Below are 16,006 nucleotides of genomic sequence, written 5' to 3'. Positions count from 1 at the left end.
TTTCATTTCAGACAAGCGATTTACAGGCTGACGCGAGCGCCGTTTTCCGGCTCAAACACATGGCTCGTTGCCGGATCAATGGCGATTGTCAGCACGTCGCCCGGACGCACGGTCAGGCGCTCACGAAACAGGCAAGTGATCGGCTGACCGCCGAGTTTGCCCATAACCATGATTTCCGAACCGGTTGGCTCAACGATTTCGACTGTGACCGGCACGCCGTTATCCGCAATCTTCATATGCTCAGGGCGAACACCGTAAACGGCCTTGCCTGAAAGGCTTGCATAATCGCCCTTTGGCAACGGCAACCGGAAGCCACCATCAGCGAGGAAAGTGCCTTCCTCGATCTTGCCGTTGACGAAATTCATCGATGGAGAACCAATGAAGCCAGCAACAAACATATTGGCCGGACGATCATAAAGATCGAGCGGCGCGCCAATCTGTTCGACCAGACCATCACGCATGACAACGATCTTGTCGGCCATGGTCATGGCTTCGATCTGATCGTGGGTCACATAGATCGTGGTGGTCTTCAGACGCTGGTGCAGGCCCTTGATTTCACCGCGCATCTGCACGCGAAGTTTGGCATCGAGGTTGGAAAGCGGCTCATCGAACAGGAACACCTGCGGATCGCGAACAATCGCACGGCCCATGGCCACACGCTGGCGCTGACCACCGGAAAGCTGGCGCGGAAAGCGGTCGAGCAGCTTGTTGAGACCGAGAATTTCCGCTGCGCGATTAACGCGACTGTCGCGTTCTTCTTTCGGAGCATTTTTCAGCATGAGCGCGAAGCCCATATTATCAGCCACCGTCATATGCGGATAGAGCGCATAATTCTGGAACACCATGGCAATATCGCGTTCCTTGGCACGCAGGTCATTGACCACGCGCGGACCAATGGCGATTTCGCCGCCGCTGATGTCTTCAAGCCCTGCAATCATACGCAGAAGCGTGGACTTACCGCAGCCCGATGGACCGACCAGAACGACGAATTCACCGTCCTGAATATCCACTGACACGCCATGCAGAACGCCGACATTGCCATATTTCTTGATTGCATTTCGGATGGATACAGATGCCATCTTAAACCTCAACTCTTATTTGACGGCGCCTGCGGTCAGACCGGCAACGATCTGGCGCTGTGCGAAAACGGTCAGCAATAGGACCGGCAATGTGACCACAAGTGCTGCGGCGGCAAGCGGACCCCAGCTGACCTGTTCAAAGGACAGCATGTTGTAGACCGCGACCGGCAGGGTGCGTGTCTCGCGACTTGCGAGCACGATACCGAAAACGAAATTATTCCATGAGAAGATCACCGCAAGGATGAGCGACACCACAACACCGGGTTTGGCGATCGGCAGCGCTACCTTCATGAACACCTGCCACGAGGATGCCCCATCGATAATAGCTGCTTCTTCAAGCTCCATCGGTGTCGTTTCGAAATAACCGATCATGATCCAGATCACGATTGGGACGGTGACGACAAGATGGATGATGATCTGCGGCCAGAGCGTGCCAAGCAAGCCCAGGGTCTGAAACAGCAGGAACAGCGGGATCAGATAGGACAGGCCCGGCGTCATACGGGCAATCATGATGACGATTGCCGATTTATGCGCCTTGAGCCTTGCGATGCCGTATCCCGCAGGAACGCCAACCAGAAGCGCGAGCAGGGTCGCAGTTCCTGTGACAAGAAGACTGTTCCAGAAATAGAGCAGAAAGTCGTTGGTCGCAAAAATATCGGTATAGTTCGACCACGCGATGCGGTCGGGGATCAGGATCGGCGGATAAGCGCCATTGTCGATTTCATATTTCAACGAAAGCGACAGCATCCAGACAAAGAAGAAGATCGCTGGCGACACGATGATGAAAACCATGAGTGCCGTGCCAAGCTTCGAAAGAATTGACTTGCGTGCCATGGTCGGTCCTCAGCTGTTCCACTTGGTCCGCTGGCGCAGTGCCAGAAGAACAAGTGACATGGCGATAATGACAATGAAGAACACCACGGCAATCGCAGATGCATAGCCAATGTCGTAATAGGAAAACGCCACGTTATAGAGATAGATGTTGATGGTTTCTGATGCGGTTCCGGGACCGCCCTGTGTCATTGCATAGATGATGTCGAAGCTTTTGAGCGCATCGATCGAGCGAATGATGACCGCCACCATGATGAAAGGAAGGATCATCGGAAGCGTGATATAGCGGAATTTCTGCCAGCCATTGGCACCATCTATTTCCGCACTTTCAAACGGATCACGTGGCATCGAAGCAAGGCCACCCAGCACGATCAGCATGACCAGCGGCGTCCACTGCCAGGTTTCAACGGCAACCAGCGACGGAATGACCGTATTCTGATTGAATATCCATTCCTGTGGCGGTATGCCGATCAGCGACAGAAGATAGTTCAGGACACCCAGCTGCGGGTGATACATCATCGTCCAGACCAGCGCGACAGCAACCGGCGTTGCCATCATCGGCATGACGAAGATACCGCGCAACAACCCCCGCATTGGTAGCTTGCTGTCAAAAACCAGCGCGGCAATGGTGCCTAAAACCATGGGCGCGACAACAGACAGGATCGTATAAATAACCGTATGCCACATGGATTCCCAGAAGCGCATATCGGCTGCAAGACGCAGATAATTGTCGAAGCCGACAAAGCTCTGCTCCCCGCCGAGCTGCCACTGGTTGGCACTCATCCAGAGCGTAAACACCCATGGGAAGACGATCACCGCCCCGACGGTGATCAAGGCTGGAAGAACAAACGGCCAGTAACTTGGCCGCAAGCGGCTCGTGACCGGCTTGGTGGAGGAAGCTGCTGTGGCAGCAGCTTCCGTTTTTGCTCCTATCGGGGCGGCAGATGTCATTTTCCTTCGCTCCGTGCGAGGACCGGACGGAATTCTTCCGTCGCGCGTTTCATTTCAGTTTCTGCGTCAGCACCATTCAGAAGATTGGTGAGGCCCACACCGATAATGTCTCGGAATTCCGTGACAGGCACGATGACAGGCAGGCAGAGCTGGCTGATCGGGGCGGACTTCGAGAGGGCTTCCACCCAGCCTTCCGGCATGGTGACAGCCTTGCGCACCGCTTCGTCGTCAATGATTGACTTGCGGAACGGAACGCCCGATCCCGACTGCAGAAGACGTGCGCCCATTTCCTTGGAAATCGCCCACTGGCAATAAAGATATGCCGCTTCCTTGTTCTTGGAAGCTTCGGTCACGCCAATGCCGTCGCCGGTGGTTGGTGCTGCCTGTGCATTCGGGCCAGCGGGCATAACGCCATAGCCAACTTTGCCGACAACACGCGACTTGTTCGGATCTTCGAGCGGTGGCGCAAAGCCAATACCATCGAGCCACATGCCGACACGACCCTGAAGGAAGTTCGACTGGCATTCAGCCCAGTTGAAGCCTGCAACACCGGGAGGTGCCGACTTGGTCATCAAACGCTGATAGAGCCTGGCAGCTTCGATACCTTCAGCGGAATCCGTCTGCAGGTTTCCATCGGCATCAACCGACTGCTTGCCATAGCCAAGCAGCAGGCTGGTATAGACCGGGGCATTGGCATTCTTCATGCCACGAGCGACGAAACCATAGGTCCTGGTCGCTGGATCGGTGAGCGCTTCAGCGGCTGCGACCAGCTCTTCAAAGGTCTTTGGATATTCAATGCCCTTCTCCGCAAAGAGCTCCTTGTTCCAATAGATAATCCAGTAATCAACCGAGAACGGCAGCGCACCAAAGCGGCCATTGGCATCCTTGGCGAATGTAAGACCAGCGCTTGCGAAATCATCTTCTGTCAGCGACGCATCTGTGAGCGTTGGGTCTTTCAGGAACGGATTAAGATCGGCAAGCCAGCCACCCTTTTCAAACTGACGCTTCTGAACGTGATAGCTGATATGGATGACGTCGAAGCTCGGACGACCCGAAGTCAGCTCAATCACCGCCTTCTGGCGCTGCTGCTGTTCCGGCATCTGCTCGGAATTCACCTTGATGCCGGTCAGTTCTTCGAATTCTTTCTGATGTTTCTGAAGAATTTCACCGCGCGGGCTCTTGATGAGATTTACTTCAAGCGTGGTTCCGGCAAATTTCTTCCAGTCAACATTCGACTGGGCGAAGGATGGGCTGATGCCCGTTATCCCTGATGCAGCGATTGCAGCTGTTCCCGCCATAAACTGACGGCGTGTAGGACGTAATAGATTCATTGCTTGCTCCTCCCCTATGGTTTTTAGGCCCTGTAAGTCTTCCGGCCCGGCAACTCCTCTTGCCCGGCCTTCAACGTTAAATTTGCAAAGCCAGCTTCCGCGCATTGTTGATATGAACAGCGATGGCGTCCATGGCTGTCTGCGGTTCTCGGGTCTCGATTGCGCTCAATACGGAAAGATGTTCCTGCATGACCGGGATAACGCGCCCGGTGATGCGGAAGCGCTCCTGATTGATCAGACGCATTTTGATCGTGTTGGTCTGGTAGGCGCGCCAGATGATTTCATTATCCAGCGAGCCAACAATCGTATCGTGCAGGCTCCAGTCGATATTCTGCGCCTGCTCTTCCAGCTCCGGCGTTTCGCCCTCACTCATTGCACGATTGAGTGTGCCTTCATGCTCAGCACGCAACGAACGTAACAGTTCATCGGAAGCCGACTGGCAGAAAATCGCAATCGCTTCTTTTTCGATGAACAGGCGGAACTGAAACGCCTCGCGGATCAGATTGAGATCGATATGGGCGATCTGAAGCCCGCGCTGCGGAACGGTCTTGATAAGACCTTCCGCTTCAAGACGCGGGATCAGCTCGCGGATAGCACCGAGCGGCAACCCCGTCATGGTGACGAGCTGACGCTGAGAAACGAATTGGCCCGGATGAAAATCGCGCGCCAGCAAATGCTGGGTGAAGCTCTGATAAGCCTTATCCCGCAATTTTACCGGTTCGTTATGATCTTCCGCCAAAGCCTGTCCCCTCTCAGTGCCGTTCGCTTATGCCGTGATCAGGCCGCTTTTGCCATATGCAAACGGTCGAATACACTGCCAATTGCATTGAAATCCGCGTCGTTCAATGAAACCAGCGGTGCACGCACCCGACGCCACTCCATATCGCCCGTATGACGGGCAACCATAGCCTTGACTGCAGGCGTGACCGGATAGTTGAGCAATTGCTGTACGGCGCTTACGAGTTCGGCATCGTCCTGACCATCGTTGACCATGCGCAGAAGACGATCCGGGAACAGATTGGCCATGCCGGAAATAGCGCCCTGCCCGCCGAGACGAACACCCGCAGCAAGATCGCGTTCATCGCCGATCAGGATCGCAATGTCCTTGTGCGCTGCAAGCAGCTTTTCCGTATAGGCCCAGGTACCCGACGAGTCCTTCACACCGGTGATGATGCCACCAAAAGCCGCGCGCAGACGGCTGATGAGATCGACTGAGAGCTCGACAGCAGTAACCGACGGAATATTGTAAAGAATGATGCTGCGCGCATCATCCCCAAAACCTTTGAAGACAGCAGAGAACCAATTGAACAGGCCGTCATCGGAGAGGTTTTTGAAATAGGAAGGTGGGGCCAGAAGAATGGCCTTGCAGCCGCGACGCAGCGCGTCGGCCGACTGAAGGACAGCATCTGCAACCGAGTTTTCCATAACACCGACGACGATATTGGATGCCGGGAAACCACCAGCAATGAACGCATCGAGAAGTGCTGCGCGTTCGGCATCAGCAATCGACGAACCTTCGCCGGTGGTGCCAAACAAAGTGACGCTTGAGCAGCCATTATCAAGGCGTGCACGGGCGTGCTTCAGGGCACGACTGACATCGATTTTGCCATCTGCGTCGAATGGCGTCGTAAGTGCTGCAGAGAGCCCAAAGCGCTCCTGACCAGAATTATCTTGTGCCAAAACTGGCTCCTCCCAAATTTGAACTTTAGGCTTGCACATACTAACATGTTAGTAAAGAGTCAATTCGGGTTCAGTGTGTGTTCTCATGATTTTGGGAGCATGTGGGATAAAGCTGAATTCGGTGGAGCGCATCTCGATCTGAATGAATCAGATCGGCGCTCTAACCATTTTTATTTGAAGCATAATCTTGTCGATCCTCGTTCCACTCCGGTCGAATTATGCTCTAACCTGGGTCGGCTCAGAGCGCTGACATCTTTCTCCCTCATCCTGAGGAGCTGTTGAAAACAGCGTCTCGATGGGCGAGGGAGGAATATGTACGACACTCAACTTATCGAGTTGGAACAACGCCGCTTTCGATGAACGAAAGAACTTCCGCTTTAAGTGGTGAACCGGCTCGACCGCCGAAGCGCGCGCATTTAATGGCGGCAGCGGCATTGGCAAAGCGGATGATCTCCGTCATCGGCTTACCCTCCACCAGACCATGTGCAAAAGCGCCATGGAACACATCACCTGCCGCAAGCGTATCCACGGCATCTACCTTGAAACCCGCCACATGCGAAACGGATTGACCAGCGCCGTCGGCCCAATAGCAGCCATCCGCTCCAGCGGTGACAGCCGTGAAAACATCATAGCAGTCAGCTAAAATGCGGACACATTCGACCAAATCCGTCGTCCCTGCCACGCTGATCGCAGCAGGTTCTGACGCGACGATATGCGTTGCAAGAGGCAGAAGCGTTTCGAGCAATTCGACCGGTGCCGTATCAGCATCAAGTATAGCCGGAATACCCGCATCGCGTGCCGCACGAAGTGCCGTTTCGGCAGCCCACGGCCAGCGCACATCGGTCATGACAGCCGCATAGGTTTTCGCCGCAATCGGCGGCACCGGATCAGACGGACTTGCAAGCCTGCGATCATAAAAAGGCACGATGATGCGTTCACCGCTCGCATCAACGAGGATCGAAGAAAATGCGGTACGTGCGCCATCGAGCCGTCGGATATAGGAACAATCAATGCCTTCGGCTTCAAGCTCTGCTATGGCGCGATCCCCCACCGGATCAATCCCCGCGGAAGCCCAGAGCGCCACGTCCCCGCCGAGGCGAGCAATGGCACTTGCTGCACTTGAAGCCATGCCAGCAGCAATCTCGACCGCCTCACGCGGCAGATATTTACCTGCCTGTTCGGGAAGCGTGTCGAGGCGGAAAATGGTGTCCATGGTGAGGGCACCGACGCAGAGAATTTTGGTCGTCATGATTACGAAATAAGACCTTCAGAACGTAGTGTCTGCCAGAATTCATCCGGGATCGACTGCTCGAACCAGACGACATTCTGCCTGATCTGTTCAGGTGAACGCACACCGATCAGAATAGAACTGACAGCCTCATGCATCATCGGGAACTGCATGGCAGCGGCGGCAAGTGGCACAGCGAACTGATCGCAAACATCATGCAGACGATTGGTGCGCGCGATGATTTCGGCAGGCGCATCGGCATAATCGAACTTCTGTTCGCCGCCGCGCGGTGCAGCAAGAATACCGGAATTAAACACCCCGGCAATCACCAGCGCCATGCCACGCTTTTGCGCTAATGGCAGGAACTCCTTTTCAGAAACCTGATCGAGCAGCGAATAGCGGCCCGCGAGAAGCGAGCAGTCGAGATCAGCTTCTTCAAGGGCATCCCGAATGATCTGCCATTCGTTCACGCCAAGACCGAAGCCCTTGATATTACCTGCATCACGCAATTCGGTCAGCGCGCGGAAACCGCCACCCTTGGTCAGCGCATTCCAATGAAGCTCGTGCCTGTCGGCATGGGTCACACGGCCAATGTCATGGACATAAAGCAGATCGATTCCGGGGAAGCCAAGACGCTGCTGACTATCATCGAAGCTGCGCATGACGCCGTCATAGCTGTAATCGAATACCTCACGGAAATTCAGCCCATTGTGCCATCCGGAATCAAGCGGATTTTTAGGTGGTGCTGGCGGCAGCTTGCGCCCAGCGCGCTCATTGGTCATCAGACGCCCGACCTTGGTGGAAACGACCGCACGCTCGTTCTTTTCACGCAGCATATCACCCAGAAGGTGTTCACTGCGGCCATAGCCATACATGGGTGCGCTATCGAAATAGCGGATGCCACTTTCCCAGCCGGCTTCCAGCAAAGCATCGGCGTCAGCGCGCGCTACCGGCGCATAAAGCCCGCCCAATGGTGCTGTTCCCAGACCAAGCGCAGTTACAGTCAGACCGGTCCGACCAAGCGTCCGCTTTTCGGATGCCTTCAATTGCATGGATATCTCCCCAACAACGGCGCTCGACGCGCCGCACTCCTTATCCAGCGCCTCTTATCCAAAAACTGCTTCACACTTTTCGGGACGCGCCGCCTCTTCCGCAGATTGATAGGAGCAAGTTTGCGCAAGTGCAATCGGAAAAACATGCCCATGCAAAGAGCTTATTCATGCACAAATAGATCATTCACCAGAGCGCCATCGCGGAATATCAGAACAAATATCTGTTTGATATCAATAGTATAAAAGAAAATCTCCAGCCGTCCCGCCGCGAGAGCCTTCTCCAGCACCCGCTTGACAACGCCGATTTCCTGTCGATATTACTATGATGTCAGACCAATTTAAAAGCCAATAAGGGAACCGGTTCTGACCTGATTGCGCTTTCCGATTATGGGCCAGACCATGAGCCAGACTCTGGGCTTGTCTCTGGGCCAATCTGTGAAATGGAGGCCGAATGAAAGACCGCAGGCTGCTGCAGATAGCGCCATTACCGCCGATGGATCGCGCCCGGCAGGTAACGGACGCGCTCGCCAATTACATCGCGACAGCGCAGCTCCAGGCCGGTGACCGCCTCCCCGCAGAACGTGAATTGATGACAGCACTCGCTGTTGGTCGCTCCACTATTCGCGAAGCAATCCGTCATTTTCAGGCATTGGGTGTGATTGAAGCCCGCAAGGGCAGCGGCACTTATCTGCTGAAGCCAATTTCGGCTGCGACAATCCATATGCCGCTCTCATTCGATCCCGCACAGTTGCGCGATGCATTGCTGCAATCGCTTGAAGTACGCCGCGGCATTGAAGCAGAAGCCAGCATGGTTGCCGCCCGCAAACGCACAGCAGATGACCTCGTGATTATCGAACGCAATCTCAACGAGATGGAGCGCGTTCACATCGCAGAAGGCACGTCAGGCCCCGAAGATCTGGCGTTTCACCTCGCCATTTATGACGCGACCCATAATCCGCTTTTCCGACAATTGCTCGAACAGATGCGTGAAGCCTTTCTGCGCTTCTGGGACCATCCGTTTGAGCGGGTCGATTTCGCGCGGCGGACCTTTCCGTTCCACCGCACGCTCTTTAACGCCATCGTGGCTCAGGACCCTGAAACCGCGCGGCTGGAAACACTCAAGATCCTCGACATTGTTGAGGAAGACATCAAGGAAATGTCCAAATGACCGACGGGATGGATCCGCTGGATTTTGCAGCACTTACGGTTGCCCATGATGAAGGCAATGCATACGACGCCGTGGTTCCCCCCATCGTGCAGACCTCACTTTTCACCTTCCCAAGCTATGACGATATGGTCGCCTCCTATCGCGGCGAAAAGGTTCGTCCGATCTATACGCGCGGCCTTAACCCGACCGTGCGCGCATTTGAAGACATGCTGGCGAAGCTTGAGGGCGGCGAAGATGCGCTGGGCTTTGCCAGCGGCATGGCCGCTATCTCATCGAGCGTATTGGCTTTCGTCAATCCGGGTGATCGCATTGTTGCGGTACGCCATGTCTATCCGGATGCGTTCCGTCTTTTCGGCACCATTTTGAAGCGTATGCAGGTGCAGGTCGATTATGTCGACGGACGTGACGAGGAAGCAGTTGCAAAGGCCCTGCCCGGCGCGAAAATCTTCTACATGGAAAGCCCGACAAGCTGGGTCATGGAAGCCCACGATGTCGGTGCTCTGGCCAAACTTGCCAAACAGCACGGCGTTCTGAGCATCATCGACAACAGCTGGGCCAGCCCGATTTTCCAGCGTCCGCTGTCACTCGGCGTTGATCTCGTTGTGCATTCGGCGTCGAAATATCTCGGCGGTCATAGTGATGTCGTGGCCGGTGTTGTGACCGGCTCGAAAGCGCTGATCAATGCAATCCGTGCGGAAACCTATCCATATCTCGGCGGCAAGCTTTCGCCTTTTGATGCATGGTTGCTCATTCGCGGTATGCGCACTCTGCCAACACGCATGAAGGCGCATGAAGCATCGGCCCTTGAAATCGCGAAGCGTCTTCAGGCGCTCGATGCGGTGGAAACTGTCTGCCATCCAGCACTCGCCAATCGCCTGCCAGCAGGCCTGACCGGCACTTCCGGCCTGTTCTCGGTTATCTTCCGTGAGGGCGTGAATATTCGCGAATTCTGCAACCATCTCAACCTGTTCAAGCTTGGCGTGAGCTGGGGCGGACATGAAAGCCTGATCGTGCCGGGCGAAGTGGTGTTGCAGCAGAAGGCACAGCCAAATTCAGCGCACACATTCGGCATCGATGCGTGCTCGGTGCGCCTGCATGTCGGACTGGAAGGAACCGAAGCGCTGTGGAGAGACATTGAAGGAGCGCTCGCTCAATCAATCGCATGAAACAGACCGTCGTGAGGATAAAAAAAGGGGAACGGAAATGAAGAAACTAATAGTCGCCGCACTCGCCACCATGCTGATGAGTGGCACAGCGCTTGCCGATACAACATTGAAGCTGGTGGAAGTTATCACCAGCCCGGAGCGCACTAAGACGCTTGAATCAATTGTTGCAAAGTTTGAAGCTGCCAATCCGGGCACCAAGGTGGAAATCATCTCGCTGCCATGGGGAGAATCCTTCCAGAAATTCGCGACCATGGTATCGGCTGGTGAAATCCCAGACGTCATGGAAATGCCGGATACCTGGGTGTCGCTCTATGCAAATAATGGCATGCTGGAAAGCCTCGAGCCATATCTGGAAAAGTGGGAAACAACGCCAGACCTGACCGAGCGCGCGCTTGAGCTTGGCCGCAGTGTCAAGAACACGGCTTATACGCTGCCTTACGGCTTCTATTTGAACGCCATGTTCTACAATAAGAAGCTGCTGTCTGAGGCTGGCGTATCCGAGCCGCCAAAGACGATGGACGAATTTGTCGAAGCTTCCAAGAAGATCGCAGCCCTTCCCGGCAAGTCCGGCTTCTGTATGCGTGGTGGCCCCGGTGGTTTGAATGGCTGGGTGATCTTTGCGGCATCCATGGCAGGCAACAACAAGTTTTTCAATGAAGACGGCACGTCGACCATGAACAGCGAAGGCTGGAAAAAGGGCATCACCTGGATGGTCGATCTCTACAAAAACGGCCTTGCACCGAAGGACAGCGTGAACTGGGGCTTTAACGAAACGGTCGCTGGTTTCTATAGCGGCACCTGCGCCTTCCTCAATCAGGACCCGGATGCACTCATCGCCATTGCTGAACGCATGAAGCCTGAAGATTTTGGTGTCGCCATCATGCCAAAGGGCCCCGATGGCAAGACCTTCCCGACCATTGGCTTTGCCGGTTGGTCGATGATGAGTGGAAGCAAGAACAAGGATCTTTCCTGGAAGCTGATTTCCACCCTTGAAGGCCCTGAAGGCAACATCGAATGGAACAAGCGCACTGGCGCATTGCCGGTTCTCAAATCCGCACAGAACGATCCGTTCTATAGCGGCGAACAGTTCAAGGGCTGGTTCGATGAACTGGCTGACAAGAACGTCGTTCCGACCGTGATGCCGACCTATCTTGAAGAGTTTGCCTTCTTCAAGGATTCGCTCGTCATCAAGACCTCGCAGGAAGCGCTTCTCGGCGACATCACGCCGGATCAGCTGGCCGACCAGTGGGCAGAATATCTGACCAAGGCGCAGCAGAAGCACCTCTCAAAGCAATAAGCTGCTGACAGTTTGCAGGCGCGGAGTTTTCGCGCCTGCTCATCATCTTCATGCAATCCCCGCGAAGGGAAACACGATGAGCGACACCGCTTCCATAAAGGCCCCGGTGCCAAGCAAAGTGCCAGATGCAAGGCAGGACCAGCGCAGCTTTTTGCAGCGCTTTGCGCATGCCTCCGAACCTTATCTTTACAGCGCTCCCGCGCTGATCCTGATCGGTGCGATCATGCTGGTTCCGCTGATCCTTGGCGTGTCCTATGCCTTTCGCGATATCCAGTTGCTCAATCCGTTTTCCGGCGGCTTTGTCGGACTTGATCACTTCCGCGAACTCGCCACCGATCAGGCTTTCTATCGCTCATTGAAGAATACGCTCTGGTGGACCGGCTGTTCGGTTCTGCTGCAATTCGTGTTCGGGCTTATTCTGGCGCTGCTACTCGACAAACCTTTTGCCGGTCGCGGCCTGGCACAGGCGCTGATATTCCTGCCATGGGCAGTGCCGACATTCCTGACCGGCCTTAATTGGGCGTGGATGTTTAACCCGGTTATCGGCCCGCTGCCACACTGGCTGCATGCCATTGGCCTGTTGAGTGCACCAGACAACATCCTGTCCGATCCCAATCTGGCCATGTGGGGCATTATCACCGCTGGAGTCTGGTGGGGGATTCCTTTCTTTGCGATCACCATGCTGGCAGCTTTGCAGGCCATTCCGCGCGATCTTTACGAGGCTGCCGCCATTGATGGTGCAGGGCCCGTGCAGCGCTTCCTTTCGATTACGCTGCCTTATCTCGCGCCAACCATGGCCATCACCATTTTGCTACGCACCGTCTGGATCGCAAACAGTGCCGATCTGATCGTCGTTATGACCGGCGGTGGCCCTGCCGACCGCACGCAGATCGTGGCAAGCTACATCTTCACACAGGCCTTCAAACGGCTCGATTTTGGCTATGCCTCAGCCATCGCCATGGTGCTGCTCGTGTTGTTGATGGTCTATTCAATGCTCATCGTGCTGTTGCGCCAGACGCTGCTGAACAAGGATTGAGGCCATGAACAATCGTAAACTCCTCCTTGTCGGCGCACATCGCATAGCCATTTTGCTGTTCGTCCTGTTTGCACTGTTTCCAATCTTCTGGCTGGTCAAGGTTTCAGTCACACCGAATGATCTCCTTTACAGCGAAGGCGTGCGGCTCTGGCCATCGCGCACGACGTTTGATCACTTCAGCCATGTGTTGAATAACAGCTCGTTCCCGCTGTTCTTCCGCAACAGCCTCATCGTGTCCGGCTCAACCGCAATCATCGTCACACTGCTGGCTTCACTCTCCGGCTATGCGCTGTCACGTTTCAACTTCCGGGCCAAATACTGGATCGTGGCGCTGATGCTTTTGACGCAGATGTTCCCGCTCGTGATGCTGATTGCGCCTATCTACAAAATTATGGCACCGCTCGGCCTTACCAACAGCCTGATCGGTCTGATCGTCGTTTATTCAGCGTTCAATGTGCCATTCGCCACCTTCCTGATGCAGTCGTTCTTCGACGGCATTCCGAAGGACCTCGAAGAAGCTGCGAAGATCGACGGTGCGACACAATTCATGGCATTCCGCCAGATCATCCTGCCGCTGACCTTGCCCGGCATTGCCGCAACACTCGGCTTCGTCTTCACCGCTGCGTGGAGCGAGCTTCTGTTCGCGCTGATGCTGATTTCCGGCAATGATGCGGCAACTTTCCCGGTTGGCCTCTTGAGCTTCGTCTCAAAATTCTCGGTCGATTTCGGACAGATGATGGCGGCGGGCGTCCTCGCTCTGATCCCGGCCTGTTTCTTCTTCTTCCTCATTCAACGATACCTCGTGCAGGGCCTCACGGCTGGCGCGGTCAAAGGCTGAAAGGATTTTTCCCTATGGCTTCCATCGATATTCAGTCAGTGCGCAAAAGCTATGGCGAACATGCTGTTTTGCACGGCGTTGATCTTGAGATCAAAGACGGGGAATTTATCGTGCTGGTTGGCCCTTCGGGCTGCGGTAAATCCACGCTTCTGCGCATGATTGCGGGCCTTGAGGATATCACTTCGGGACAGGTGCAAATCAGCGGCAAACGCGTCAATGAACTGGCACCCAAAGACCGCGACATTGCGATGGTGTTTCAGTCCTACGCGCTCTATCCGCATATGAGTGTCGCCGACAATATGAGCTACAGCATGCGGCTGCGCAAAACGCCGAAAGAGAAGATTGCAAGCGCCATTAAGTCGACCGCCACAAAGCTTGGTCTTGAACCATTGCTGGAACGACGCCCGAAAGCACTTTCAGGCGGTCAGCGTCAGCGCGTTGCCATGGGCCGCGCTATTGTGCGTCAGCCCAAGGCGTTTCTGTTCGATGAGCCGCTTTCCAACCTCGATGCCCGCCTGCGTGAGCAGATGCGCGCCGAGATCAAGAAGCTCCATGCTGAACTGAAAGCTACTTCGATCTACGTCACGCATGATCAGATCGAAGCCATGACGTTAGCCGATCGTATTGTCGCCATGCATGGCGGTGTGGTGCAGCAGGTGGGCTCACCGCTCGAACTCTATGACACTCCGGCAAACCTGTTTGTGGCTGGCTTCATCGGCTCTCCCGGAATGAACTTTCTCGATGTCACCTATCTGGAGCAGGACGGCGGGCCGCGCCTGAAACTGACCGATGGCATGGTGATTAAACTGCTGCAACCAATGCAGCTAAAGGACGGTGCACGCGCCACGCTTGGTATTCGGCCTGAACATGTGCAAATCGAAAAAGCGGCGGGCATTGCTGCCAGTGTCGATCTTGTCGAGCCAACAGGCTTTGGCATCATCCTGCATCTGAGCGTGCACGGACTGCCGTTTAAGATTTTCACACTGGATCGCGATGCGCTCCGTTCGGAAGGCACTATTCAGGTGAGCTTCCCTGTCGAGCACCTTCATCTGTTTGATAGCGACGGTAATCGTGTGGAAAGTGCTTAAGCTGGATCAGCAAACCGTGTCTGAATGCTTTGTGAAAGCTGGGCTACAGGCCGGGTCTGGTCGCCAGCATTGACCCAGATCAGCTCTTCAATCTCACTGGAGGCCTTGGGCACCTGTCCATCGTTCAATGCAAGGTGAAACAATTCGGCTTCAACAGTTGAGCCTTCTTCGTTGGCCGCCGGGGCCGACATTTTTGCAGCATAGCTCAACTGGCTTGCATCGATAAGAATGCCGAGCTCTTCCTCGATCTCACGGATGAGGGCGATCTCTGGCGCTTCGCCAGCATCGATCTTGCCGCCGGGTTGAAAGAAAATCTCGCTTCCGCGTTTGCGCACGAGAAGGAAACGGCCCGCTTCATCACGGACAATAGCTGCTGCAATAAGAATCGTTTTCATGATGCTGAAAGATCATCCCGAACGCGAACGCCGTCAAGAATGATTGTGGCAATCGAGCGAGCCGTCTGCTCATAAAAATCCGGTGCTTCTGTGCGCTTGCCAAGAATGGCGGCAACCTGAACCGAAAAGTCGGAATAATGCTGTGTCACCGCCCAAATCGTGAAAATGAGGTGGTATGGGTCGATTGGCGCAATGCGCTTTTCTTCAATCCAGCGATGAATCACTCTCGCCTTCTCGTCCACAAGATCTTTCAGATGGCCTTTGAGAAATTCGGTGATGGCAGGAGCGCCATGCAGAATTTCATTCGCAAAAAGGCGCGATGCTTCCGGTCTGTTCGCAGAGAGTTGAAGTTTCTGCGCGATATAGTGCTTGAGTTCATCAAGCGGATCGCCTTCGGGATTGATGCTCTCGAACGGCCCCAGCCATTCGGTCAGCGTCTCTTCCAGAACCGTCACGTAGATATTCTGCTTGCGCGGAAAATAGTAAAGCAGGTTCGGCTTCGACATGCCCGCCTTTTCGGCAATCTGATCGACAGTTGAACCGCGAAAGCCATAGGCCGAAAAAACGTCCAGAGCGGCATCCAGAATAAGCCTGCGGTTTATCCCTTGAATGCGTGTCGCACCCTCCGCCTTCTCGTTCACACCGGCATCGGTGGGGGCATCGGTGGGGGCATCGATTGGAGCTGTCGCATCTGTGACCATTTAACACCTTCTGACAGAGCAAAATTTCTTAAAACCGCTTGACCAGTGTCGAACGCTCTTCTAGCCTGCATTTTGACCAACTAGTCAAGTTTTTGCAATCATTGCAAGAAGATTGAGGCCAAAGAGCCGGGTCGCGGGAACAACATATCATGCGAAGCGCTGGCA

Annotated in this window: 16 protein-coding genes; 6 read left to right on the top strand and 10 right to left on the bottom strand. The window is 54.8% G+C overall.

Annotation, left to right across the window (positions count from 1 at the left end):
• Positions 1-20: 20 nt before the first annotated feature.
• The 8 genes from CEV32_RS20110 to CEV32_RS20075 form a co-directional block, all read right to left on the bottom strand.
• Positions 21-1,079, bottom strand: a complete 1,059-nt coding sequence (locus CEV32_RS20110) for an ABC transporter ATP-binding protein (RefSeq protein WP_094578857.1) — start codon at positions 1,077-1,079, stop codon at positions 21-23.
• A 15-nt stretch (positions 1,080-1,094) separates the two neighbouring features.
• Positions 1,095-1,913 (bottom strand): carbohydrate ABC transporter permease, encoded by an 819-nt coding sequence (locus tag CEV32_RS20105; protein ID WP_094578856.1) that lies wholly within the window; start codon positions 1,911-1,913, stop codon positions 1,095-1,097.
• Positions 1,914-1,922: 9 nt separating this feature from the next.
• On the bottom strand, positions 1,923-2,861 hold the full coding sequence (locus CEV32_RS20100) for a carbohydrate ABC transporter permease (RefSeq protein WP_094578855.1): 939 nt from the start codon (positions 2,859-2,861) through the stop codon (positions 1,923-1,925).
• Positions 2,858-4,192, bottom strand: coding sequence for an ABC transporter substrate-binding protein (locus tag CEV32_RS20095; RefSeq protein WP_094578854.1), 1,335 nt, complete (start codon positions 4,190-4,192; stop codon positions 2,858-2,860). The genes CEV32_RS20100 and CEV32_RS20095 overlap by 4 nt, the downstream gene beginning before the upstream one ends.
• A gap of 76 nt (positions 4,193-4,268) precedes the next feature.
• A complete protein-coding gene (locus tag CEV32_RS20090) occupies positions 4,269-4,931 on the bottom strand; it encodes a GntR family transcriptional regulator (RefSeq protein WP_094578853.1) in 663 nt (220 codons plus the stop codon).
• Between the two features lie 38 nt (positions 4,932-4,969).
• Complete coding sequence (locus CEV32_RS20085; RefSeq protein WP_094578852.1) at positions 4,970-5,872, bottom strand: dihydrodipicolinate synthase family protein; 903 nt, start codon at positions 5,870-5,872, stop codon at positions 4,970-4,972.
• A gap of 328 nt (positions 5,873-6,200) precedes the next feature.
• Positions 6,201-7,121 carry a PfkB family carbohydrate kinase gene (locus CEV32_RS20080; protein WP_094578851.1) on the bottom strand — a complete coding sequence of 307 codons (921 nt, stop codon included), beginning with the start codon at positions 7,119-7,121 and terminating at the stop codon, positions 6,201-6,203.
• A 2-nt stretch (positions 7,122-7,123) separates the two neighbouring features.
• A complete protein-coding gene (locus CEV32_RS20075) occupies positions 7,124-8,152 on the bottom strand; it encodes an aldo/keto reductase (protein ID WP_094578850.1) in 1,029 nt (342 codons plus the stop codon).
• 451 nt (positions 8,153-8,603) lie between these two features.
• On the opposite strand from CEV32_RS20075, the gene CEV32_RS20070 reads away from it, so the two are divergent.
• The 6 genes from CEV32_RS20070 to CEV32_RS20045 all read left to right on the top strand — a co-directional run bounded on the left by CEV32_RS20070 (position 8,604) and on the right by CEV32_RS20045 (position 14,745).
• Positions 8,604-9,320, top strand: coding sequence for a FadR/GntR family transcriptional regulator (locus CEV32_RS20070; RefSeq protein ID WP_094578849.1), 717 nt, complete (start codon positions 8,604-8,606; stop codon positions 9,318-9,320).
• Positions 9,317-10,486 carry a PLP-dependent transferase gene (locus CEV32_RS20065; RefSeq protein ID WP_094578848.1) on the top strand — a complete coding sequence of 390 codons (1,170 nt, stop codon included), beginning with the start codon at positions 9,317-9,319 and terminating at the stop codon, positions 10,484-10,486. The genes CEV32_RS20070 and CEV32_RS20065 overlap by 4 nt, the downstream gene beginning before the upstream one ends.
• 37 nt (positions 10,487-10,523) lie before the next feature.
• Complete coding sequence (locus CEV32_RS20060) at positions 10,524-11,783, top strand: ABC transporter substrate-binding protein (RefSeq protein WP_094579193.1); 1,260 nt, start codon at positions 10,524-10,526, stop codon at positions 11,781-11,783.
• A 76-nt stretch (positions 11,784-11,859) separates the two neighbouring features.
• Entirely contained in the window at positions 11,860-12,819 is a 960-nt protein-coding gene (locus CEV32_RS20055) for a carbohydrate ABC transporter permease (RefSeq protein WP_094578847.1), read from the top strand.
• A gap of 4 nt (positions 12,820-12,823) precedes the next feature.
• A complete protein-coding gene (locus CEV32_RS20050) occupies positions 12,824-13,657 on the top strand; it encodes a carbohydrate ABC transporter permease (protein ID WP_094578846.1) in 834 nt (277 codons plus the stop codon).
• A 14-nt stretch (positions 13,658-13,671) separates the two neighbouring features.
• Positions 13,672-14,745 carry an ABC transporter ATP-binding protein gene (locus CEV32_RS20045; RefSeq protein WP_094578845.1) on the top strand — a complete coding sequence of 358 codons (1,074 nt, stop codon included), beginning with the start codon at positions 13,672-13,674 and terminating at the stop codon, positions 14,743-14,745.
• Here the strand turns inward: CEV32_RS20045 and CEV32_RS20040 are convergent.
• A complete protein-coding gene (locus CEV32_RS20040; RefSeq protein ID WP_094578844.1) occupies positions 14,742-15,140 on the bottom strand; it encodes an NUDIX hydrolase in 399 nt (132 codons plus the stop codon). The two genes, CEV32_RS20045 and CEV32_RS20040, sit on opposite strands and share 4 nt — an antisense overlap.
• Positions 15,137-15,841 carry a TetR family transcriptional regulator C-terminal domain-containing protein gene (locus CEV32_RS20035; protein ID WP_235818848.1) on the bottom strand — a complete coding sequence of 235 codons (705 nt, stop codon included), beginning with the start codon at positions 15,839-15,841 and terminating at the stop codon, positions 15,137-15,139. Before CEV32_RS20035 ends, CEV32_RS20040 begins: the two co-directional genes overlap by 4 nt.
• Positions 15,842-16,006: the final 165 nt, after the last annotated feature.

The organism is Brucella rhizosphaerae, assembly GCF_002252475.1.
GTDB classification, from domain to species: Bacteria; Pseudomonadota; Alphaproteobacteria; order Rhizobiales; family Rhizobiaceae; genus Brucella; species Brucella rhizosphaerae.
Note: the sequence above shows the minus strand (reverse complement) of the source record. Positions and strands in the feature narration are given on the sequence as shown.